Origin of the sequence: Massilia pinisoli (assembly GCF_024753285.1) — a bacterium.
Classification (GTDB): Bacteria; Pseudomonadota; Gammaproteobacteria; order Burkholderiales; family Burkholderiaceae_D; genus Telluria; species Telluria pinisoli.
On record NZ_JANUGW010000026.1, the window covers coordinates 38777 to 61435 of the forward strand.

A 22659-nucleotide genomic window follows, 5' to 3' on the forward strand; every position below is an offset into this window, starting at 1 on the left:
AAGGAGTCGATGATGAATCTCGGAACGAACGCTCTGAAACTCATCGGTGCCGGCCTGATGCTTCACTGCGCCGTCGCGCATGCCGACCCGTACGTCTTTTCCACCGGCGTCGTGGACGGCCGCATGGCCGCGTTGTCCCGGCCGGGGGCGTCGGAAACGGAGACAGCCGACGACTTCATCATCGCGCAGCACACGAACGTCACGCGCGCCACGTTCACCGGCCTGCTCACCAACGACGTGCCGCTGTCGTCCATCACCGACATCCAGGTCGAAATCTATCGCGTGTTTCCGAAGGATTCCAGCTCGCCGCCATCGGGCAGGGCCCCGACCCGTAACAACTCGCCGTCGGACGTCGCGTTCGATTCGCGTGCGCTCAGTGCGTCCGGGCTCACCTTCACGACCGATGTGCTGGCGACGGGTTTCACCGCCCTGAACTCCGTCGTGAACGGCATCAACGCGGTGCCGAACCAGACGACGGGCGGCGAGGGCGCCGTCACCGGAACCGAGGTCCAGTTCACCGTCGATTTCGCCACGCCGTTCGATCTCGCGGCCGACCATTATTTCTTCGTGCCGCAGGTCGCGGTCACGGGCGGTAATTTTCTCTGGCTGTCCACCGCGCACCCGATCGTCCCGCCGGGCACGCCATTCTCACCCGACCTGCAATCGTGGATCAGGAACGGGAACATCGAACCCGACTGGCTGCGCGTCGGCACCGACATCGTGGGCGGCGTCCCGGCACCCACGTTCAACCAGGCGTTCACGTTGACCGGCGAGACCGTACCGATCCCCGAACCCCTGTCGGCGGGCCTCGTCGCGATCGGCCTGCTGGCGCTCGTGCACCACAGGGCGCGCAGGGCGCGGCGCTAGTCAGCGCTGGCCCTTGCCCGTCGCCGCCCACCAGATGCCGCCCATCAGGTGGGCCAGGTATTGCGGGTCGCGGTACATCTCGACGTTGTGGCCGAGCAGCGTGACGAACACGCGGCCCTGTTCATAACGGTGATACCACGAGACGGGGTGGTCGCGGCCCATGCCCGTCGCGACCTGGCCCGGCCAGATGCGCGTGGGGTCGTAGCTCGATTCGTCCACGTTCAGCACGGGGTGGATGGCGACGTTGTACGGGTTCGTCGTCTCGTACCACTCGTCGCTCCAGATCCAGCGCGGCGGGATGCCGAACGTCGCGGGGAAACCGTTGTCGACGACGTCGACGGCGGCCGTCTGCAGGAACGGATGGATCTTGACGGAGCGGCCGACGAGCTTCTCGTACCACACCCACCCGTTTGGCGGCGTGATCGCGGCGCGGTGTACGATGACGGCATTGCCGCCGCCGCGCATATACGCCTCGAAGTGCGCGCGCTGCGCCGGGTTCAGCTCCTCGCCGGGCGTGTTGAGGAAGACGACGGCCGCGTACTGCGTCAAGTCGCCGTCGAAGGCCTCGGTCTTGTTCGTGTACGTGAACTCGAACGCGTGCAGCTTGGCCAGCTTTTCCAGGCTGTCGCGCGCGACGGGGATGTATTCGTAGTGGTACTTGTTGGGGATGGCCAGCACGAGCAGCTTGTACTGGCTGTCGGCCCGCGCGGTGGGCGTGGCCAGTACGGCTGCGGCGGCCAGCGCCGGCATGAGTTTTCTTTTCATGGCGCGGGCACGCCTTCCGGCTTGCGGCCATTGCGTGGCACGAGCCAGCCCCCGTCGGACAGCCAGTCGGACAGGCGATCGGGCCAGTGCTGCAGCGAGATGCGCTCGCCGCGCTGACCCACATTGAAGGCGTGGTCCGTGTCGGCGTACAGGTGCAGCTCGGCCGACACGCCGGCCTTCACGAGCTGCTGATACAAGGTGAGCGTCGGCGGCATGCAGCACGTGTCGCGCGAACCCGCGACGAGGAACGCGGGCGGCGCACCGTCGACGGCCCTGGCGGGTGAGCCCAGCGGTCCGGGATACACGAGCACCTGGAAGTCCGGGCGCGCGCTCTGGCGGTCCAGCGCATCCGGTTTGCCGCGTTGCGCGGGCTCCGGATTGTCCGCGACGAGCGACACGAGCTCACCGCCGGCCGAGAAGCCCATGACGCCCACGCGCTGCGGGTCGACACCGTATTCGCCCGCATGCGCGCGCACCCAGCGCACGGCGCGGCGCAGGTCGGCCGCGCCGTCGCCGTCGATGCTGTAGCCGGGCGAGTCCGGATCGCGCGCGAGCCGGTATTTCAGCACGAAGGCCGTGACGCCCATGCGGTTCAGCAGCTTGCCCGCGACGACGCCTTCGTTCTGGAACACGAGCATGCGGTGGTCGCCGCCCGGCACGACGACGATCGCCGCGCCGTTCGCATGGCGTGCATCGGCGCGCAGCACCGTCAGCGAAGGGTCGTGCACGTTGCTGACGTAGGCGCCGTCCTTGAGCTTTTCGGGTTCGCCGTGGCGTTTTTCGGAACCGGGCGCGCCGTCCGGCCACAGTTGAAATACGGGCGGCACGGCCTGCTGCGCCAGGGCGCCGCCGGCGCAACCCAGCGCCAGCAGGAGAGTTGCGCAAAGACGCTTAGTCGACATGGCTCGTGTACAGGCTGTGGTGGGTGAGGATGAAGAGGGTGCGTCCGTCGGCACCGCCGAAGACGAGTTGCAGCGGGCGTTCCGGCACGTCGATGCGGCCGCGTGCCTTGCCATCCGGGCCGACCACGAACACCTGGCCGTTCGCCACGTAGACGTTGCCGTCCGGGCCGAGCACCGCGCTCTCGCCGCCACGATCGGCGACGGGTTTCAAGTCCGTGACGGCACCACCTTGACCCATCAAGCCGCTGAACGTGCGGTTCTCGGAACCGTTCGTGAACACGACGCGCTCGCCCACGCGCGCGCTGGTGAAGCCGTGCGTGTCGAGCGTGTCGGACCAGCGGTAACCCAGGTGATCGGTCGGGCCCTGGCGCGTGACGCGGTAGGCGGGCAGCACGAGACTGCCGTCCGGCGACACGTATTCCTGCGCCTTCGGCTTCGCCACGTCGCGCGCGAACATCTCGGCCAGCGTGGTGAACTCGTAGGTCTTCGGATCGATCTGGTCCTGGAACTCGCCGTTCTGCCAGAAGTTGACGGGGATGGCCACGCGCGCATCCGCATGCGCTGCGACGGCCGTCGGCTTAATGATCGTGACACCTTCCGGCGTCGGCGGCGCGTCCGGCTTGAATGCGTACACGGTGGCGCCTTGGCCGTAGTGCGACAGCACCATCACGTTGCCGCTGCGGTCGATGGCGAGGTTGATGGGGTCGAGCGGCGCGTCGCGCACGATCTCCAGGCCGCGTTCGCGGCTCCACGCGTGGATGCGCTTGAAGTGGCGGTCGATGAAGAACAGCTTGCCCTTCGCGTCGACGGCGCCGCCGGCGATCGAATAAAAGCCGTCCGCGACCTTCTCGACCTTGCCCATCGGCGCGGGCGCGCTCGCCTGCGTGCCCGTGTAGTCGAGGATGGCGAACTCGCGCTCGCGCACCTGGATGTTGTGCGTGACGTCGACGATGGCGTTCTCGTACGGGTATTTCGACGCGCGCGCATACGTCGTGCAGCCGTTTTCGTCGCAGGTGGCGAAACCGCTCTCGCCGTTCACATGCACGTTGCGGAAGTGGATGTCGCTGGAGTTCGCGATGCGCACGGCCGTCAGCGCGGGCTTGATGGAGCGCGTGACGCGGTAGCCGTGGTAGTTCGCGAACAGGATGTTCTTCGAGTTGCGGATGTCGAGCGACGTGGAATCCATGCCGTCGCGGACTTCCTCTTCCGTCTGCGGTGCGTAGAACGACCAGTTCTCCACGCCGTCCAGCACGATCTCGTTGCGAATGTGGTGCTCGGCCGAGAGTTCGTACACGCGGCCAGGGGTCTTCGTGTTCGTCACGTAGAACCCGGCCTGCGCATAGCCGCTGGGCGACCAGATGCCGGTGAACGTGCCGCCGCCGCCGTCCGTCACCCAGACGCTCGGGTACTGGCGGTCCCACCACAGGGTCGTGTCCCAGCGGTCGGTCTTCTTGTACGGATCGGCGCGCGTGCCGTCGTACAGACGCGTGCCGTGGCCGCCCTGGATGCGCACGTCGTCCACGAGGGATTGCTCGCCCGCGCGCCACAGCAGGGCGACGGCGCGGTTGTTCACTTCACCCGTCGCGAGGCCGATGCCGGACACGATGCCCGCGCCGCCACGCGCGCTTTCGAGCAGCGCCTTCGGCGTGTCGACACCCTGGAACAGCGGGGAGCCGTTCGGCAGCACGAGCTGCGTCAGGCCCGGATGCAGGCCGACGATCACGGTGTCCGGCTTCATGCGGATCGTGTCGTTGACCATGTAGAAGCCCTGCGGCAGGTAGACGACGTGGTGGCTGTCGATGGCTTTCTGGATGGCGGCCGTGTCGTCCGCGCGGCCGTCGCCCTGCGCGCCGAATTTGCGCACGTTGGCCCATTCCTTCGTCGGCGGCAGCGGCTTCAACACGCGCCGAGGCGTGGCCTTCGTGTTCACAGGCGCCGTCTTGTACACGGTCGTGAAATGGCCCGGTACGCCCAGCTGCTCCAGCTTCATGCCGTACTCGAGTTCCGTGACTTCGTACGCGCGGCCCGCGCCGGCGAGGGTCTTGCCGCTGTCGCGAAAGCGCGCGAACGTGGGCACGTTCTGCGCGGACGCATGCTCGAAGGCGATTTGCGTGTAGACGTTGTCCTCGTTGCTGATGACGACGGCGGCCTTCGGCACGTTCTCGAAGCGGACGTTCTTCGCGTACAACCAGTCGCCGTAGCCGCGGTCGATGTCGATGCCGATCGGTGTGTCGCGGATGTCGACGTTGTCCAGCGTGAGCCCGGCCTCGTGCTCGCGGATGGCGGCGTCGCGCTGGCCGTCGAACGCGGCGTCGACGAGCGTGAACTGCCACGCGGGCGACGTCTTCTCCGCGAGGATGCCGTAGCGGCCGCCGTGGAATTTGAGGTCGTACGCGATATTCCCCACGTGGTACACGCCTGCGAGGCCGCTGCCGATGTGGAAGTCGATGTGCGACAGGTTCGAGTGCTGCGCCGTGTGCATGCGCACGCCGGTGGCGGCCGGGTTGCCGTCGCCGATCTCGAAGTCCACGTTCGACAGCACGGAATAGAAGGTGGCGGAGTTCGCGTCGCGCACGTCGTGCTGCGCGCCGACGGCGCCCACGACGGGCATCGGCACCTTGCCGACCGTGTACTGGTCGCCCCCGGTGAAGATCACCATGTTCGCGACGCCCTGCTGGAAGCCCGGCGTCTTCGGCGCCAGCACGAACACGGGCCGCGTCGCGCCCACGCCGTACACGCGCACGGCGAGCGGGATCAGGATGCTCTTCGTGATGCGGTAGCGGCCGGACGGCAGGAACACGACGCCGCCTTCGCCCTTGTTGGCGGCGGCGTCGATGGCTTGCTGGATGGCGGCGCTGTCGTCCGTCTTGCCGTCACCTTGCGCATGCACGACGACGGCATGCGGATCGTCGGGCATGGTCTGGAACGCTGACACGGACGCCGCCTGGCCGGGCGCGGCGCATGCGAGGAGGGCCGCCGCCGCGAGTGCGCGCGGCAGCGGGAATAGCGTAGTCTTCATGGTTGTTATCCTTATTCTCAGGCGACGAACAGCGACAGCAGCATCACGAACAGCAGTCCGAACACGCCGACGAGGGTCTCCATCATCGTCCACGAGCGGAACGTATCCCGGAGCGACAGGCCGAAGTATTCCTTGAACATCCAGAAGCCCGAATCGTTCACGTGACTGAACATCAGGCTCCCGGCACCGACGGCCAGTACCATCAGGTTCGGATTGACGCCGGAGCTTTGCACGAGCGGCCCGACGACGCCGGCCGCCGTGATGCCGGCCACCGTGGCGGAGCCCAGGCAGACGCGGATGAGTGTAGCGACGGCCCAGCCGAGCAGCAGCGGCGGCACCGGCAGGTGTGCCAGCTGCGTACCCAGTTCCGCACTGACGCCGGACTGCGTCAGCACTTCCTTCAGGCCGCCGGCGCCCGCGATGATCATCAGGATCGGCGAGATCTCGCGCAGCGCGCCCGCGGCGCTGTCCGTCACCCGGGCGAACGGCAGGCCGCGGCCGATGCCCAGCGTGACGGCCGCGACGCCGTACGACAGCAGCATCACGACGAGCGGGCTCGCAAGAAAGCCGAGCGGTTTCGACAGGTCCGGGCGGACGAGGGTGACGAGCGTGAGGGCGCCCAGCAGCACGACGGGCAGCAGCGCCGTCGCGAAGCTATTGAAGGTGCCGGGCAGTTCGCTGTCCGGCACGTCCTGCTGCGCGCTGCGGAACATTGGCGCGGGCTCGCCGCGGATGTGCTTCAGCGACATCGCGAAGATCGGCCCCGCGATGATGAGGGTCGGGATCGCGACGACGAGGCCATACAACAACGTCTTGCCCATGTCCGCGTGGACGGCGACGACGAGCGCCGTCGCGGACGGGTGCGGCGGCAGGAAGCCGTGCGCGATCGACAGGCCCGCCAGCAGCGGCATGCCGAGCGCCACGGCCGGCCGGCCCGACTGGACCACGAGCGAGAAGATCAGCGGGATCATCAGCACGAAGCCGACGTTGTAGTAAAGGGGGAGGCCGACGACGAAGCCGGTGACGGTCATCGCGATCGGGAGACGGTGCATGCCGAGTTTATCGACGAGGCTCGTGGCGATGCGCCGGGCTGCGCCGGTGTCGGCGATCAGCTTGCCGAAGATGGCGCCCAGGCAGATCACGACGACGAGGGACCCGAGCAGGTCACCGATCCCCTTTTCGATGGCGCCCGGGATCTTCGCGGCGGGCATCCCGAGCATCAAGGCGGCGACGATGGCCGCGACGACGAATGCGATCAGCGGCTGAATCTTGCCCCACGCGATCATCACCGTCAGCAGGCCCACGGCCAGCAATACGGACAGGAGATTCCACATGGCGGCCTCCGTCAGACGTCGTGGCGCGGACTGCCTTGCGGGGCGGCCGGCATGCCGCATGCGCTGGCGCTGGCGAGGTTGGTCAGGGGCCGTTGTCGTTGTGTAGGCATGGTGTCTCCATTGTTGGTGTAGGTGGCGTGCCGCCTCGGTGGTGGGCGGCTGGGCCGGGATGCGACGACGCTTTGCTGCGGTGATGCCGTGTGTTCAGTCCTTCCTGTGAGTCGATGCGATGATGCTGGCCACCAGCGCATCCGGTGGCTGGGTCGTGTCCAAGGTGAGGCCTGCCTCGCCGGGCTGCAGGGGCTCGAGGTCGCGCAACTGGCTGTCCAGCAGCGAGATCGGCATGTAATGGCCGATCCGGGTTTGCATGCGCGCGGCGATCATGCCGCGCGGACCTTGCAAGTGGGCGAAGCGCAGGTCCGGATCGGCCTGGCGCAGCAGGTCGCGGTAGCGCCGCTTGAGCGCCGAGCATGACACGACGATGCCTTCGCCCCGTGCGCGCGCCGCGCCGATCTCGCGCGCCAGCGCCTGCAGCCAGCCGGCGCGGTCGTCGTCCGTCAGCGGCTCGCCGGCCGACATCTTGATCACGTTCGGTGCAGGGTGGTAGGCGTCACCCTCGATGAAGGCAACGCCGAACGCCTGCGCGAGGGCTGCGCCGACGGTGCTCTTGCCGCATCCGCAGACGCCCATGATGACCCAGCGGCGCCCATTGCCCGGCTGGTCGGCTATATCGCTTGGTGGTGCCATGCTGTCTCTCTTTCCGTCAATTCGAAGCGACCGTTAGCGCTATCATTTGCGCTAAGTCTTCAATATGGCGGTGGATTTGTAAAGGGTTATTCGTGCTGCATAGCGAAACGGGAGCATGTGCCGGTCCGGTTACGCGCCTGGGATGAGGTGTGGATGCTTGCCGTTTCAGAGGGAAACGACCGGCGTGCCTTGATAGCGCTATCATTGATGCATGGCGGCATGAATAGGTAAGGTGTGGCGTTTACGACACCATTGCGTGGACGCGTCAGATAGTTGGACGACTCCCGCTCTCGCATCGCACGCCGGATGCAGGACTCATCAGTTGCAACTAACCGACTTCATGACGCGCGACCTGTGGGCTGTAAAGCGCGCTCAGCCGGGCGGGGACGTGGGCGTGGCCGCGCTCGTGATCTTGGCCCGGTGCAGCCGTATCTGCATGGCGACCATCCTCAGGGCAGCCAGGAAAGGTACGGACAGGAAGATGCCCGAGACCCCTGCCAGCTCCTCGCCGGCGAGCAGGCCGAACACGACGAGGATCGGCGGCACGTCCACACCTTCGCTCATCAGGTAAGGGTTCAGCATGTAGTCCTGGAAGATCCGGTACGCGGCGATGAAGGCGACGACCCAGCCGACGTGCTCGTAGCCGCTGAACAGGGCCACGCCCACGATGGCGGCCGCCGCAACGAGCGGACCCAGCACGGGGATCACTTCGAGCAAGGCTGCGATGGCGGCCAGCAGCAGCGCGAACGGCACGCCCATCAGCGACAGCACGAGCCCATAGACGATCAATGTCGCCAGCGACAGCAGGGCCAGCGCCCGCACATAGCTCGACAGCACCGTGTTCAGGCCGTGCAGCACGCCGGTCCAAAAGGGGCCGTTGCGGCGGTGGCTCACCGTCACGAGCAATTCGTCGAAGACGGGTGCCTGCAGGATCATCAGGAAGCTCAGGATCGGCACGACGACGACGTAGATCAGGTTGCCGGCCAGGTGCATGAGCCCGGCGCCGATATTGCGCATGAACGGCATCGCCTGCGACGAGCCGCCCTGGAGCAGGTCGCGCAGGAACCCGGCGAGGCGCGCGCGCAAAGGTTCGAGCACGCCGGGCAGCGGCAGCCGCCGTTCCAGGGTCGCGGGGTCGAGCAGCGTCGGCAGCTGCTGTGCCAGCGTCGTCGCCTGCTCGGCCACCTGGTTGCCGAACAGCGCGACGGCCAGCGCGACGAGCGCCACGACGACGAGGTACACGAGGCCCAGCAGGGGCATGCGCGGAACGCGGCCACCCACGACGCGCTGGGCCAGCACGAACAGCGGGTAGATGAGGTAGCTGAACAGGACGGCGATCAGCATCACCAGCAGGGTCGTCCGCACGAGGAAGACGCCATACAAGCCTGCCACGACCAGCGCGGCCGTCCACACCACGCGGGCCGTACGCGCATCGATACCGAACACGGGGCCTCCCTGACCATGGGCCGTCGTCGCGGCCGTTGTCGGCATGATACGGCGACGGCCGCATCGCTGGCGCGCAGCTCGGCAGCACGGTTGTCCCGTGCCGGTCCGCGCAGGGGCATGGTGCTACAGTGGGCGTGCATGGGAAACGAAAGGAGGCGACGTGAATCGCAGCTATCGTTGGGCAACGGAAAAGAGCGGCGGCCTCGAGCATGTCGAGCTGGCGATCGGCGACACCGGCGTGACGGCGGAAAGTGTCCTCATCGGCCCCGCGGGCGGCAGCTTGTTCGCCTGCAGTTATGCATTGCAATGCGACGAGCATTGGCGAGTGCGCAGCCTCGACGTGCACGTCGCCGGCCGCGGCACGGTACGCCTGCGCGCCGATGGTGCCGGCAACTGGACCGACGCCGACGGCACGCCGCTGCCGGCCCTGCAGGGCTGCATCGACGTCGACGTGTCGTGCAGCCCGTTCACGAACACGCTGCCGATCCGCCGCCTGGGCGACAGCCTGCGCCAGCGCCAGGAAATCCGCGTCGCGTACGTCGACTTGCCCGAGCTCGACGTCCAGCCCGTGTCGCAGGCGTACACGGCGCGGCCTTACACGGGCGCGGCGCCGGACCACGTGCTGTTCGAAAGCCTGTCTCGCCCGTTCTCCGCGGAGCTCGAGGTCGACGGCGAAGGCCTCGTGCTGCGCTATGAGGACATGTTCACGCGCGTCGCGGGCTGAGCGGCTTGCCCTGTCCGGCCAGCCTCAGCCGGCCTGATGCGCGGCCGGCAGACGGGCCGTGCCGATCCACGTCAGGCGATGCCACAGCGCTTCCAGCGTCCCCTGCTTGTGGCGCTTGAGCCACCACGCGCTGAAGAGGCCTTGCGCCACGGCCAGTGTGATGCCGATCAGCAGCGCCGCCACGGGGCCTGTCACCGCGTACAGGCCGAAGCCGAAGCCATAGTACAAGGTGGTGCCGACCACCGACTGCATCATATAGCTCGTCAGGCTCATCCGACCGAGCCAGCGGAACGCGCCGAGCACGCGCGCACCGGCAGGGCGGCGGAACAGCAGCGCGAAGCCGGTCACGAGCAGGAGCATGATGTCCAGGTTGAGCAGCGGCGCGCAGATGCCGTCCAGCGGCCGGCGCAACGCTTCTGCCTCGATCCACGTCTCCAGATGGAAGTGGACGAACAGCAGCGGTCCGAGCAGCAACGCCGCCACGAGGAAGATGCGGCGCCAGATCGTGCGGTTCGCGTCGTGGACGGCAAACAGCCCGACGCGCCCGGCCAGCATGCCGAACATGAACAGCGCGGGAATCTGGAAGATGCGGCCCATTTCCCAGCTCCACAGCAGCACGGCGTGCTTGCCGTTCGTGAGGTTGCCGATCCAGACGTCGACGAGCGAGCCGTGCATCTGGTAGGCACTGGCGCGCCCGAAGAGCCCCCACGATTCCGGGTTGGGCAGCTTGCCGGGCGCACTGTCCAGCGCCGCCAGCGCCTGGACCCAGGCCGCAGGCTGCAGGCTGAGGAAGCAGGCCAGCAGGAAGACGGTCCGCGTGCGCAGGCGCGCGACGGGGATCAGGACCAGGCCGAGCACGGCGTATATCGCCAGGATGTCACCTTCGTAGAACGCGCCGTTCACCAGCCCGAACCCGAGCAGCAGCAGCATGCGCCAGGCGAAGCGCGGCCGGAAATCGTCGCCGCGCCGCGCGCGCGCATCGAATTGCAGGTGGAACGTCAGACCGAACAGCAGCGCGAAGATGGCGTACGACTTGCCACCGAACAGGGCGAACATCGTGTCCCAGATGCCCTGGCCCAGTGTTTTCAACCAGGCGGGGTCGCCCGGCGGCGAGTAGTACAGGTCGAAATGCTCGAGGTTATGCAGCAGCATGATCGAGACGATCGCGAAGCCGCGCAGGGCGTCGACGAGATCGAGGCGGGACGTGGTCGTCATGGGCGCGGCATTCATGGGAGATGGCGTCATGGGAGTTCCGGTCGGTGGGAGCCCGGCCATTCTAGTTTGAAAACGGTTTCATTTCTAATACCTTTTTTGCAAGCAGGGCTTGGATCATGCACGTTGTTGGCATCGCGGTCGTGGCAAGTCCTGTTTCGTTGCTCGACCATAAACAGCCCACCGCCACGGTCGGTTTTCACGTTTAGTTACAAATCGTGACTGATCGGCGGCGGTTGCCCGCAGTTCGATGGATATCGGCTTCACTGTGTCGACGGCGCGCAACGGTTCAATATCACCCTGCACATGTCTTCGAAATTTTTTCCGAATGGCAAAGAGAAGCGCGCCATAATCTCGTAAAATTGCCCCTCGTCAGCTTTCTATGCGCCAACCCGTGGGTTGGCGTTTGCTTTTTTAGACCCCTGTTAGCAGTGAGTCATACGCATCCGACATCGCGTACGAAGCGTCGACGCTGTCGGGCAGGCTTTCAAAAACAGTCATCTACTCAATGCAAAATAGTCGCTCCCTCAGCACCGCCCGTTCCCGTAACCCGGCATTCGCGCAATCCCAGTCGTTTGCGTTGCCCCTGCTGTTCACGGTGTTTGGCGTGATTATGGGCTCCTGGGCAGGCCGGATCCCGGCCATGGCCGAACGCATCCACGCATCGCATGCGGCGTTGTCGATGGTCCTGCTTTGCGGCGGCCTCGGGGCCGTTCTGTCGTATCCTGTTTCGTCGCACATGATGCGTTCGTTCGGCGCGCGCACGACCATGCTCATGTCGGGCATGGCGCTGCTGGTCGTGTTGGTGGCAATCGGGGCCGCACCGACCGTGCCGTCGCTGATGATGGCTGTGCTGAGCCTCGGTATCACGGCCAGCACGTTCGACGTTGCCGTCAACTCGGCCGCCACCCGCCGTGAAAAGCAAACGGGCAAGTCGGAACTGTCGAAGCTGCACGGCCTCGGTTGCGCCGGCGGCCTGGCGGGCGCGACCTTGGGCAGCGTGATGGCTGGCCTGCACATTGCGCCTGTCACCCATTTCGTGATGCTGGCCAGCCCGCTGGCCATGGCACTCTACTTCGGCTGTTCGCTGCTGGACGCGGACCGCGCAGGCGAAGCCGTCGAGAAAAAATCGTTCTCGCTGCCGCGCGGCCCGCTGCTGTTCCTGGGCGCGCTCGGTTTCCTGGGCTCGATGGCGGAAGGCAGCATCGCCGACTGGAGCGGCGTGTTCCTGAAGGAGCATTTCGGTGCCTCGGACGCCCTGGCGCCGTTGGCCCTGTCGGCGTTCTCCGTGATGATGCTGCTGGCCCGCCTCGTCGGCGACAAGCTCAAGGCCCGTTACGGCGCCCGCCCCCTTGTCAGCAGCGGTTCGATGGTGGGTGCGGCCGGCCTGTTCTTCGCCGTGCTGTCGCCGAACGCCTATCTCGCTCTGTTCGGCTTTGCCATCGCGGGCATGGGCATGGCGCTCGTGTTCCCGTTCGTGTTCAGCGCCGCGGGCGCACAAGGTCCGGCGGCATTGGCCGGCGTCGCCAGCATGGCTTATAGCGGCAGCCTGATTGGCCCGCCGGTCATCGGCGCCATCGCGCAAGGCATGGGCATTCAGGTGGCCATCGCCTACGTCGGTGGCCTCGCGTCCCTGATCGCATTCGTGGCCAGCCGTTCGCGCCTGCTGAAGTAATCCGGTTTTCGGTTGCATTGTTCTTCCTTGTTGGGGCGGTTGCCGATGGCGCCGCCCTTTTTTTCGTCCACCCGCCGCCGGGCTTCCTGATCCTTAGTGTGCGGCGGGGACGAAGGGTTCGCGCCGTCTTGTTGTCGTTTGCGCTGAGCCAAACCCTCATCCATTGCACAGAACTCCAGTCCGTCCGCGTGCTCCAAGCAACATCTGTCGGCTGCCCAGGATCGGAGTCTCCATGCAAACCGAAATCGATGCCGTGTCCGTCGTCTGGTTCCACGACCGCCAGTTGCGTGAGCGCGACTGGCCGGTGATGTCCCGCGGCGGCGGCGCGTCCGGCGCGTGGGAGGCGATCGATGCCAACCACCGTTACAACGGCCTGCTGTGGCGCGAGGCCGATCGGGCGCGGCGGCTCGACGTGCCGCCTGCCGAGATCGCGGCCGGTCAACGCCTGATCGACCGCTACGACCGAAAGCGCAACGACGCGGTCGAGTCCATCGACAAGGTATTGTTGGCCGGCCCGCACCACGTCGTCCGCCGGCCCGGTGCGCGGCTGTCGAGCGACACCGCGGGCGTCATGATCGACCGCCTGTCGGGCCTGGCGCTGCACATCCACCACATGCGCGCACAAGCGCTACGCGCGGGCGCGGACGCCGGCGCGGACGAGGCGCACGTCGGGGCCTGCGCTGCCAAGCTCGAACGTCTTCTCGCGCAGCGCCACGACCTGATGTCCTGCCTCGACCGCCTGCTCGCGGAGGCGCGCGCCGGACTTGCGTATTTCACGCCCGGTCGCCAAGCCAGGATGGAAAGCGATCCCGCGCCCGACACTTGTCTCGACGGCCAGGTAAGAGAGAGGGGGAGGGCAGTGCCGTGAGCGCGACCATCGATGCGCCGGCCATCCGACGCGCGCACGCTGCCCGGATGATGCGCGCCGCCGCTACCAGTAGGGCCACATGCCGACACTGCGCTGGCGGCTCGGCGCTGTACCGGACAATAAGGCACGCGCGTGTTGCAGCACGACGTGGACACGCTCCGCAGCCGGATCCCAGATGCAGCGATGCGTGTGGCGGTCGAGCGGCGCCCAGCGGGCGATGTCCGCCGTGCCGAATACGACGATGCTCTTGAGCCCGAGGCCGGCCGCGATATGGGACACCTCGGTGTCGTTGCAGACCAGGAGCCTGGCATCGCGCAACAGCACGGCCAGCGCGCCGGTGGAGAGCGCGGCGCTCGCGTCGAGCGGCGTGTGCCGCATGCGGTTCGCCACGTCGGCAGTCAGGCCCGCATCGTCGGCGTCGCCTGTCAAGACAACCTGGAGCCCGAATTCGCTCGCGAGGCAATCGCCGACTTGCGCAAACAGATGCGCCGGCCAGCACGTGTCCCGCTTGCGCGCGCCCGGATGAATGCAGAGGTATTCACCCGGCACGAGCGATTCGCCAAGGCCGGTGTCACGCCACTCGTCTTCGTCGTCTCGCGACAGCGGGAATTCCAGGTGCGCCCCTGTCGATGGCGCGCCCAGCTGTGCCATCAGGGAGAGCAGGCGTTCCGGCTCTGCGCCGACGTCCGGATAGGGAAACAGGACGGTCCCGTTGCGGACGACCGGTGCGCCGCGACAGAACCCGGCCATCGCTTGCGCGCCGAAGCCGCCGACGATGTCGTTGCTCACATCACCGCTTCCGTGCAGCTGCAACGCCAACGCGAACTGGCGGAGGCAGACGCTCGTGTAGAAATGCGTGAGCGCGTCCTGTGGCGCCGGCTGTTCGGACAGCAAAGGATGGCCGGGGAAGGCGATGAATTCATCCACGTACGCATGGAACCGGTCCGCGAATTGCCGCGCCCAGGGCAGGCCCACCAGTGCGATGCGCGCGCGGGGCATGGCGGCGCGCAGGGCGCGTAGCGCAGGGACGGCGCATAGCATGTCGCCCAGTTGGCGCGCGCGGAACACGGCGACCGAAGGCAGGTCGAGGCGCTGCAGCAATGGTCGGCGGTACACGTTTCCTCCTTTGGCGCATCCCCGATGGGGACGTGCCGGCATCCGCACGCAACGTTGTAGCGAGGACCGTCGTACGGCAGGATTCGTCGGCGCGGCGCGGCGCGGTGCGGCCCGGGTCGGGCATGGCGGGACCCGCGGTCATCGTCCGGGGCGACGTCGGGTTGCGCCGCAACGGGCCACCACAACCTTGGAGCGCATTGCGCCGGATTAGTTCAGCCATCCATATGCGTGTCGCCTGTTGCCTGTCGCGGCGGGTGGTGTCCTGAACGGTGCGGCGAAAGACGGTATCATCGAAGACAGTCCCATCGATGACCGGATACCCCATGCTCCAGACGCCCGCTTCGTTCACGCCCCTGATGGCTCCGCAGCAGGATGCCGCACCGCTGTCCTTCGTCTTCCACGGTACGCGGCTGCTCGTTCGCGAAGCCGATCTCGGCCTGCCCGACGAGGCCGCGGTGCGCAGTCTCGCGCTCGACCCGCAGCGCCTGCAGGCCGTCGGCGTGCTGGATGGTCAGTACTGCCAGGCCGCGTGGGTCGACGACGAAGCGCTTGTCCCGCCCGGCTATGCCCTGCGTGGACTGCGTTCGCTGTTCGGCGAGTTCGACGACGCCCGGCTCGGCGTGGCGGCGCGCGCCTGCCAGATCGCCGAATGGGCGCGCACGCACCGGTTCTGCGGCGCGTGCGGCAGCGGCACCGTGCTGGCGACGGGCGAACGCTGCTTCAAATGCGCGAACTGCGGTCACATGGCGTATCCGCGCATTTCTCCGGCGATGATGGTCCTGATCCGCAACGGCGACAAGGTGCTGCTGGCACTGCACACGCAATCCGCCGTGAAGCGCTTCGTACCGCTGGCCGGTTTCCTGGAAGCGGGCGAATCGGTCGAGGAAGCGGTGCACCGCGAAGTGTTCGAGGAAGTCGGCCTGCGCGTGCACAACCTGCGTTATTTCGGCAGCCAGTCGTGGCCGTTTCCCCATTCGCTGATGATCGCGTTCACGGCCGATTACCTCGATGGCGACATCCGTACCGACCCGAACGAGATCGCGGAGGCACGCTGGTTCGGACCGGGCGACACGTGGCCGGAGCGCGTGCCGCACGTGTCGATCTCGAGCATGCTGGTCGATAGCCACCGTCCGCCCGGGCACTAAGGCGGCACGGCGGCGACGGGCCTTTCACGGCAGCGGCGCGGCCGCGACCTTGCTTTCCACGCGCAGTGCCGGCGGCAGGTCTCCCGGCCGCACGCCCGTGCTGCGCATGCGCACGACGCGCTGCATCAGGTCGAACCAGAACGGGGCGCCGAACAGCGCGGTCGACGCCGTGACGAGCCATCCCGCGACCTGCAGCGCGAAGTCGGCCCCGGCCACCGGCGGAAAGCGGGTCCAGCCGATCGGCAGCGCCATCATGGCGTCGAACAGGGCGGGGTTCAAAGCGCCCGGCATCGGGGTTCCTTGTGTCGCAACGTCCGGCATGTCTTGCAAGTGCGCGGCCAGGGTGGGTTGTTGCCACAGCGTGCGGAACAGGTGAATGCTGTCGATGTTGAACAGGATTGCCAGCAGCAGCGCCAGCAACAGCGAGACGAGCAACTGCCGCCGCTTGTAGGCGCCCGACATGCGCGCCATCGCGTTATCGAACCAGCTGGCCAGCATGTCCTGGAAATGCTGCAGGTCGCGCGCGCGCCCGTACAGCCCACACATGACCTGTTTGACTTGTGGATCGGGGATCGTCTCGATGGCGCCGGCCAGCTGGACGAAGTCGCCCGGTACGCGCGACAGGCTGTCGACCAGCGCAATCGCAAAATGCGCCGGATCGATGTACGATGGCCTGGTACGCATGGCCCGTTCGTGCGGTCCGGTGCCGTCCGCGTGCGGATTGACGAGCGGATGCAGGTAGACGGCACGCGCCAGGCCGTCGAACGAGGGGTCGTTGAGCATGCTCTTGACGCCCGCGAGCAGCGTGTTGGCGCGCAGCCGGAATGCCGCGGCCAGCGCTTCCTGCAGGGTGCTGACGATCAGGGCGACCGTGCCGTAACAAAATGTCAGGCCGATCGCGACTTCCAGGACAGTGCTTCCGAGCATGGTGTTCTCCCGCGCAGTGACAAGGACGTCGACTACGCTAGCGCATCCGTGAACGCGTCCAGTCCGATTTGCGCAAACGCCGTTGCCGTCTGTGGATCCGCTCCATTTTCTATATACTCTCGGCAATCGAAAATTTTAGGGTTAACCATGTCTGACAAAGAAGTCTTCACCGAGAACGACTGGCGGCGCCTGTTGTCCAGCCTTGGCGAAGATCCCAACCGCTCCGGCTTGCACGAGACGCCCGCGCGTGTCGCCAAGGCCTGGAAACACTGGACTTCCGGCTACGACCAGGATCCGGTCGAGATCCTCAAGGCGTTCGAGGACGGTGCCGAGGAATACAACGAATTGATCGTGGTGCGCGGCATCCCCGTCTACAGCCATTGCGAGCACCATCTGGCGCCGTTCTTCGGCAAGGCGACGGTGGGCTATCTGCCGAACGGGAAGATCGTCGGACTGTCGAAGCTGACCCGTCTCGTCGACGTGTTTTCCAAGCGCCTGCAGGTGCAGGAACGCCTGACGGTGCAGATCGCCAATACCTTGATGGAAGTGCTGGAACCGAAAGCGGTCGGTGTCGTCATCAAGTGCCGCCACATGTGCATGGAAAGCCGCGGCATCCGCACGCCCGGCGAGGAAACGATCACGTCGACGTTGCTGGGCGAACTGCAGCCCAACCTGGCGCTGCGTACCGAATTCCTGTCGCTGGCGCGCGACTGACCCCGGGGCGGCGCACCGCCCCATGTTTCTTCTCCACCACGCTGTGCAAGTGGCGCGATGCGGCGCGCATCCCGCTTCAAAAAAAAGTGCCAGGATTCCGAACACGCTGCTAGACTGTATTTACTGGGCGCTCGTGTTCGATTCTGTCGCGACAATGCGCTACGCCCGTCGATGATCGGGAACCTGTTCCGGATCACGTGTCTCCAAGCAAATTTGAGGCGATCGACATGGCCAGGCCTACCTTTCCAAGCGATGTACCGCGTGAAGAATTCGAGACCGTGCGTGAAATGCTGGAGGCGGCGCGCCGCAAGACCCGGCCCCGCAAGCACGATCTGTACGATGTCTTTTGCGCCGTCCTCTACTTCCTCCATACAGGCAGCGCCTGGCGCAGCATGCCGCCGGAATTCCCGCCCTGGCGTACCGTGCACGAATACTTCACGCAATGGACGATGCTGCGCGAGGGCGACCGCACGCTGCTCGAGCAGGCGCTCGAGCGGCTCGGGCGCACGGCCGAAATCGCGCGTCTGCGCCAGCTGACGGGGCAGGGCTGAACCGAGGCGTGGCGGGACGGATCAGCGGCCGTTCGCGACCGACCCTTCGGCCGGCTCGAACACGAGTCTCTTTTTCGCGTCCATGTGGAACACGCCGATCGGCTGGGCCTGGACATTGTCCGACGGCTCCGGCAACTGCCTGCAATCGCGCGTCTCCACTTGCCACATCTCGTCGCCAGAGCGCAGCAGGAACGTTTCGTCACCTGTCGAGAACAGCTCCACGTTGAGGTCGGCCAGCGGCGTCTTGCCGAGGTTGAACTGGCGCTGGCAGTCCGGCAGACGCGACGCGATCACCCTCAAGCCCACTTGCTTGCTCCAGAAATAGTCCTGCGTGACGACCACCGTCAGGGCGTGGTCGTTGCCGTCGATCGTATAGCTGGCCGATTCGTTGACGCAGCCGGCCAGCAGCAATAGCGGCGTCAACAGGAGCAAGGTGGAGCGCATGGTCGTTTCCGGTTTGGCGATGCTTTCATGCATCACTGCCGAGTATAGAGCCCTTCAAACGCCGGCCGCAACGCGCGTGCCGGCCTTGTCGCCGAGAAAGTTTCCTAAGTAACTGATTTCTTTTAGAAATTTATTCTGGCGCGCTCCCTGATTTTTTGATTTCGGAGATGATGCATCCGCATTCGCCCACGATCGCGGCGGTTGCGTTGCGCCGCGCGCACCGCTGGCCTGGATCAAGGATCGAACCGCGACGTCATCCCTTATCAGCCTGCGCAGGAACCCGTGCGAACCGGGACCGGTCTGACGGTTGCCTGCCACTTCGGAAGCGAGACAGCAATGCCAGACGACGATCAGAGCCTATTGGAACAGCGTGCGCAGGACGCGCCGCCGTCCTATGCGCCGCCGCAACCGCTCACGTTGCGGATCAATGGCGCCGAGCACGATCTCATGATCGAGCCGCGCGTGACGTTACTTGACGCGTTGCGCGAAGTGCTGGGCCTTACGGGCACGAAGAAGGGGTGCGACCGCGGCCAGTGCGGCGCTTGCACGGTCCTCGTGGACGGCCAGCGCATCAATGCCTGCCTGACGCTGGCGGTCATGCACGACGGCCGCGACATCACGACGGTCGAAGGCCTGGGGCAGGACGGACAGCCGCACCCGATGCAGCAGGCGTTCATGGATTGTGACGGCTTCCAGTGCGGCTATTGCACGCCGGGCCAGATATGTTCGGCGGTGGCCTTGCTGGACGAAGTGAAGGCAAGGCAGGCCAGCATGCTGACGGACGGCGAGCAACTGGCGCCGGGCGCGCTGTCGGAAGACGAGATCCGCGAACGCATGAGCGGCAACCTGTGCCGCTGCGGCGCCTATCCCAACATCGTCAAGGCCATCCACAGCGTGGTCTTGCGCCAGGCCTAGGAGGACGTGCATGCAATCGATCTTCTATGACCGGGCCCGCGATGTGGACCACGCGCTCGAGCTGGCGCGCCAGCCGGGGGCCAAGTTCATCGGCGGCGGCACGAACCTGCTCGACCTGTACAAGAGCGGCATCGAAAAGCCGGTGCGCCTCGTGGACGTGAGCCGGCTCGCGCTGGGCGGCATCGACGAGTTGCCGGGCGGCGGGCTGCGCATCGGCGCCATGGCCAGCAACACGGCGGCCGCGAATCACCCTCTCGTGCGCCAGCGTTACCGCCTGCTGTCGGAGGCCTTGCTGAACGGTGCGTCGACGCAGTTGCGCAATATGGCGACCGTCGGCGGCAATCTGCTGCAGCGCACGCGCTGCTATTACTTCACCGACCCGACCTTCGCTCACTGTAACAAGCGCGATCCGGGCTCGGGCTGCGACGCGATCGACGGTCACAACCGTATCCACGCGATCCTGGGCGCGAGTCCACAGTGCATCGCCACCAATCCGTCCGACATGAGCGTCGCCCTCGTCGCGCTCGACGCCATCGTGCACCTGCACGGGCCGGATGGCGAGCGGCAAGTTCCGGTCGCCGATTTCCATCGCCTCCCGGAAGACCGGCCGCAGGACGACACGGTGATCCGCCCCGGTGAACTGATCACGGCCGTAGAGCTGCCGCCGTCGCCGTTCGCGCAACACGCGCATTACCTGAAGGTACGCGACCGCGCCAGCTATGCGTTCGCGCTCGTGTCGGTGGCGGCCGCCGTCGACCTGGATGGCGACACCATCCGCGACCTGCGCATCGTGCTGGGCGGCGTCGCCCACAAACCGTGGCGCGCGCTCGGCGCGGAGCAAAGGCTGCGCGGCCACGCGCTCGGCGCACTGAGCGATGACGTGCTGGGCAAGGCCGGCGCGGATGCCGTCGCCGGGGCGCAGCCGCATGCGCACAATGCGTTCAAGGTCGAACTGGCGCAGCGCGCGGTCGCGCGTGCATTGCGCGTCGCCACGGGCAGCCGCGCCGCCGGCGTAGAGGGAGACATGACATGAGTATCACGGGCGCCCCCATCAATCGCGTCGACGCCTGGGCAAAAGTCAGCGGCGCGGCGCGCTATTCGGCCGAGCATCCGGTCGCCAACGTGGTCCATGCGGTTCTCGTGACGAGTACGATTCCCAGCGGACGGGTGCTCGCCATCGACGACAGTGCGGCGCGGGAGGTCCCTGGCGTGCTGCTCGTGATGACGCACGAGAACGCCTTCCGGTTGCCGCAGAAAACGAAGGACGGCAAGCTCCAGCCGCCCATCGGCCGCCGGCTGACCCTGCTGCAGGAAGACGACATCCACTACAACAACCAGCCGATCGCCGTCGTCGTGGCCGACACGGTCGAGCGCGCGCGTGAGGCGGGCGCGCGGTTGCGCATCGAGTATGAACGCAAGCCGGCCGTGCTCGACTTCGAGCAGGCCAGGCAGGCGGTGCATCCGCCGGACAAGGTGCTGTCGGAAGACACCGACACGAAGCGCGGCGACCTGCACGCCGGCCTGCTGTCCGGCAGCGCGCGGATCGACGTCACCTACACGACGCCGATCGAGCACCACAACCCGCTCGAGACGCATGCGACGATCGCCGAATGGCAGGGCGACCGCCTCATCCTGCACGACTCGACGCAATACATGAAGGGCGTGCAGAGCATCGTCGCGAACATCTTCGACATCTCGCCGGAGAACGTCACGGCCATCTGTCCATACGTGGGCGGCGGTTTCGGCTGCAAAGGATCCGTATGGTCGCACGTGGTGCTCACGGCCATGGCCGCGAAGCTCGTAGGGCGTCCGGTCAAATTGTCGCTGGACCGCAACCAGATGTTCGGCCCGGTCGGCTGCCGACCCAACACGGAACAGCGCATGCGCATGGCCGCGCTACCCGATGGACGCATGACGGCGTCCGGCCACGACACGATTGCCTACACGTCGATGTTCGAGGACTGGATCGAGCCATGCGGCCTCGTCACGCGCATGATGTACGAAAGTCCGAACCAGGAAACGTCGCACCGGCTCGCGCGCATGCACCTGGGCACGCCGACGTTCATGCGCGCGCCCGGGGAAGCGACAGGTTCGTACGCCTTGGACTGCGCGATGGACGAGCTGGCCTACGAACTGCACATGGACCCACTCGATCTGCGCCTGAAAAACTATACGGAGCGGGACCCCGGCAAGGGCTTGCCGTTCTCTAGTAAATCGCTGCGCCAGTGCTACGAGATCGGTGCCGAGCGCTTCGGCTGGCGCGACCGCAATCCGCAGCCGCGCTCGATGCGGCGGGGGAACAAGCTGGTCGGTTGGGGCATGGCGACTGCCACCTACCCGACCAATCGTTCGCCGGCGGAATGTGCCGCGACCCTGCTGCCGGACGGCACCGCGCTGTTCCGCTCCGGCACGCAAGACCTCGGCACCGGCACCTATACCGTGATGACGCAGGTCGCGGCGGACGCGCTGGGCGTGCCCCTCGACCGCGTGCGTTTCGAGCTGGGTGATTCGCAGATGCCGGACGCGCCCGTCTCCGGCGGATCGATGACGGTAGCCAGCGTGGCACCGGCCGTGCAGGCAGCGGGAACGGCGTTGCGCCTGAAACTGCTCGGCATCGCCGCGGCGGACGAGCGCTCGCCTTTGTTCGGCGCGACGGCCGACGAGGTCGGCGTGGACGCGACGTCAGATGGCGGCGAGCTCTACCTGCTGGACGCGCCGACCCGGCGCGAGGGCATGCAGGCCATCGCGGCGCGCCACGGCGGTCCGGTGGAAGTGACGGCCAGGGCGGAGCCGGGCGACGAGAAACAGAGGTATTCGATGCATGCGTTCGGTGCCGTGTTCGTCGAGGTGACTGTCGACGAAGACCTGGGCGAGATCCGCGTGCCGCGCGTGGTCGGCGTCTACGGCGTCGGCAAGCTGATGAACGAAAAGACGGGCTACAGCCAGCTGATGGGCGGCATTGTCTGGGGCGTCGGCCTGGCGCTGTTCGAAGAAACGCTGATCGACAAGCGCGCAGGCCGCGCGGTGAACGGCAACCTCGCCGAATACCACGTGCCGACGAATGCCGACATCCAGTCCATCGACGTGCAGATCGTCGACGAGGACGATCCGCACGTGAACCCGCTGGGTGCCAAGGGCATCGGCGAGATCGGCATCACGGGCGTGGGCGCCGCGATCGCGAACGCCGTGTTCCATGCGACGGGAAAGCGGGTGCGCGACCTGCCCATCACGCTCGACAAACTGTTGTAGAGTGTTAGCCCTCGCATTTCGAACTGCAAACACGATCCT

The 22659-nt window shown here is 66.6% G+C and carries 19 protein-coding genes and 1 pseudogene; 10 read left to right on the forward strand and 10 right to left on the reverse strand.

Translation table 11 applies throughout. From position 1 onward, the window contains the following. The first annotated feature begins 9 nt into the window (after positions 1 to 9). Positions 10 to 867 (forward strand): PEP-CTERM sorting domain-containing protein, encoded by an 858-nt coding sequence (locus NX784_RS25150; protein WP_258819427.1) that lies wholly within the window; start codon positions 10 to 12, stop codon positions 865 to 867. Here NX784_RS25150 and NX784_RS25155 read toward each other — a convergent pair whose 3' ends face one another. From NX784_RS25155 to NX784_RS25180, 6 genes are all read right to left on the reverse strand, one after another. Next, on the reverse strand, positions 868 to 1632 hold the full coding sequence (locus NX784_RS25155) for a ThuA domain-containing protein (protein ID WP_258819428.1): 765 nt from the start codon (positions 1630 to 1632) through the stop codon (positions 868 to 870). Further along, positions 1629 to 2534 (reverse strand): alpha/beta hydrolase, encoded by a 906-nt coding sequence (locus NX784_RS25160; protein WP_258819429.1) that lies wholly within the window; start codon positions 2532 to 2534, stop codon positions 1629 to 1631. Before NX784_RS25160 ends, NX784_RS25155 begins: the two co-directional genes overlap by 4 nt. Further along, positions 2524 to 5553 carry a glycosyl hydrolase family 28-related protein gene (locus tag NX784_RS25165; protein WP_258819430.1) on the reverse strand — a complete coding sequence of 1010 codons (3030 nt, stop codon included), beginning with the start codon at positions 5551 to 5553 and terminating at the stop codon, positions 2524 to 2526. Before NX784_RS25165 ends, NX784_RS25160 begins: the two co-directional genes overlap by 11 nt. A 17-nt stretch (positions 5554 to 5570) precedes the next feature. Then, the gene (locus NX784_RS25170; RefSeq protein ID WP_258819431.1) at positions 5571 to 6887 is read right to left on the reverse strand and encodes a GntP family permease; all 1317 of its coding nucleotides are present in this window, start codon (positions 6885 to 6887) and stop codon (positions 5571 to 5573) included. Positions 6888 to 7091: 204 nt separating this feature from the next. Next, positions 7092 to 7634 (reverse strand): gluconokinase, encoded by a 543-nt coding sequence (locus NX784_RS25175; protein WP_258819432.1) that lies wholly within the window; start codon positions 7632 to 7634, stop codon positions 7092 to 7094. Positions 7635 to 8006: 372 nt separating this feature from the next. Further along, the gene (locus tag NX784_RS25180; protein WP_258819433.1) at positions 8007 to 9080 is read right to left on the reverse strand and encodes an AI-2E family transporter; all 1074 of its coding nucleotides are present in this window, start codon (positions 9078 to 9080) and stop codon (positions 8007 to 8009) included. A 160-nt stretch (positions 9081 to 9240) separates the two neighbouring features. On the opposite strand from NX784_RS25180, the gene NX784_RS25185 reads away from it, so the two are divergent. Continuing rightward, positions 9241 to 9804: a putative glycolipid-binding domain-containing protein gene (locus NX784_RS25185; protein ID WP_258819434.1), complete on the forward strand. Its 564-nt coding sequence runs from the start codon at positions 9241 to 9243 to the stop codon at positions 9802 to 9804. 24 nt (positions 9805 to 9828) lie between these two features. On the opposite strand, the gene NX784_RS25190 is transcribed toward NX784_RS25185, so the two are convergent. Next, positions 9829 to 11049, reverse strand: a complete 1221-nt coding sequence (locus tag NX784_RS25190; RefSeq protein WP_258819435.1) for a DUF418 domain-containing protein — start codon at positions 11047 to 11049, stop codon at positions 9829 to 9831. Between the two features lie 475 nt (positions 11050 to 11524). Between NX784_RS25190 and NX784_RS25195 the strand changes: the two genes are divergently transcribed. Both NX784_RS25195 and NX784_RS25200 read left to right on the forward strand, forming a co-directional pair. After that, entirely contained in the window at positions 11525 to 12691 is a 1167-nt protein-coding gene (locus tag NX784_RS25195) for an MFS transporter (protein WP_258819436.1), read from the forward strand. A gap of 232 nt (positions 12692 to 12923) precedes the next feature. Next, positions 12924 to 13559, forward strand: coding sequence for a DUF4254 domain-containing protein (locus tag NX784_RS25200; protein WP_258819437.1), 636 nt, complete (start codon positions 12924 to 12926; stop codon positions 13557 to 13559). A 63-nt stretch (positions 13560 to 13622) separates the two neighbouring features. Here NX784_RS25200 and NX784_RS25205 read toward each other — a convergent pair whose 3' ends face one another. Continuing rightward, complete coding sequence (locus tag NX784_RS25205) at positions 13623 to 14675, reverse strand: glycosyltransferase family 9 protein (RefSeq protein ID WP_258819438.1); 1053 nt, start codon at positions 14673 to 14675, stop codon at positions 13623 to 13625. A gap of 323 nt (positions 14676 to 14998) precedes the next feature. Between NX784_RS25205 and nudC the strand changes: the two genes are divergently transcribed. Continuing rightward, positions 14999 to 15820 carry an NAD(+) diphosphatase gene (nudC, locus tag NX784_RS25210; RefSeq protein ID WP_258819439.1) on the forward strand — a complete coding sequence of 274 codons (822 nt, stop codon included), beginning with the start codon at positions 14999 to 15001 and terminating at the stop codon, positions 15818 to 15820. A gap of 24 nt (positions 15821 to 15844) precedes the next feature. Here the strand turns inward: nudC and NX784_RS25215 are convergent, their stop codons facing one another. After that, complete coding sequence (locus NX784_RS25215; protein ID WP_258819440.1) at positions 15845 to 16747, reverse strand: hypothetical protein; 903 nt, start codon at positions 16745 to 16747, stop codon at positions 15845 to 15847. A gap of 147 nt (positions 16748 to 16894) precedes the next feature. On the opposite strand from NX784_RS25215, the gene folE reads away from it, so the two are divergent. Both folE and NX784_RS25225 read left to right on the forward strand, forming a co-directional pair. Next, positions 16895 to 17461: a GTP cyclohydrolase I FolE gene (gene folE, locus NX784_RS25220; RefSeq protein WP_056437946.1), complete on the forward strand. Its 567-nt coding sequence runs from the start codon at positions 16895 to 16897 to the stop codon at positions 17459 to 17461. A gap of 227 nt (positions 17462 to 17688) precedes the next feature. Then, positions 17689 to 17964: pseudogene (locus NX784_RS25225) on the forward strand (transposase); the annotation flags it as partial. 69 nt (positions 17965 to 18033) lie between these two features. Here NX784_RS25225 and NX784_RS25230 read toward each other — a convergent pair. After that, the gene (locus NX784_RS25230; protein WP_258819441.1) at positions 18034 to 18456 is read right to left on the reverse strand and encodes a hypothetical protein; all 423 of its coding nucleotides are present in this window, start codon (positions 18454 to 18456) and stop codon (positions 18034 to 18036) included. Between the two features lie 255 nt (positions 18457 to 18711). Here NX784_RS25230 and NX784_RS25235 point away from each other — a divergent pair, with 255 nt between their 5' ends. Genes NX784_RS25235 through NX784_RS25245 form a run of 3 tightly spaced genes read left to right on the forward strand, consistent with a single transcriptional unit; the run spans position 18712 to position 22620 of the window. Continuing rightward, positions 18712 to 19371, forward strand: a complete 660-nt coding sequence (locus NX784_RS25235; protein ID WP_370662973.1) for a (2Fe-2S)-binding protein — start codon at positions 18712 to 18714, stop codon at positions 19369 to 19371. A gap of 10 nt (positions 19372 to 19381) precedes the next feature. Beyond that, entirely contained in the window at positions 19382 to 20404 is a 1023-nt protein-coding gene (locus NX784_RS25240; RefSeq protein ID WP_258819443.1) for an FAD binding domain-containing protein, read from the forward strand. Next, complete coding sequence (locus NX784_RS25245) at positions 20401 to 22620, forward strand: xanthine dehydrogenase family protein molybdopterin-binding subunit (protein WP_258819444.1); 2220 nt, start codon at positions 20401 to 20403, stop codon at positions 22618 to 22620. The genes NX784_RS25240 and NX784_RS25245 overlap by 4 nt, the downstream gene beginning before the upstream one ends. Positions 22621 to 22659: the final 39 nt, after the last annotated feature.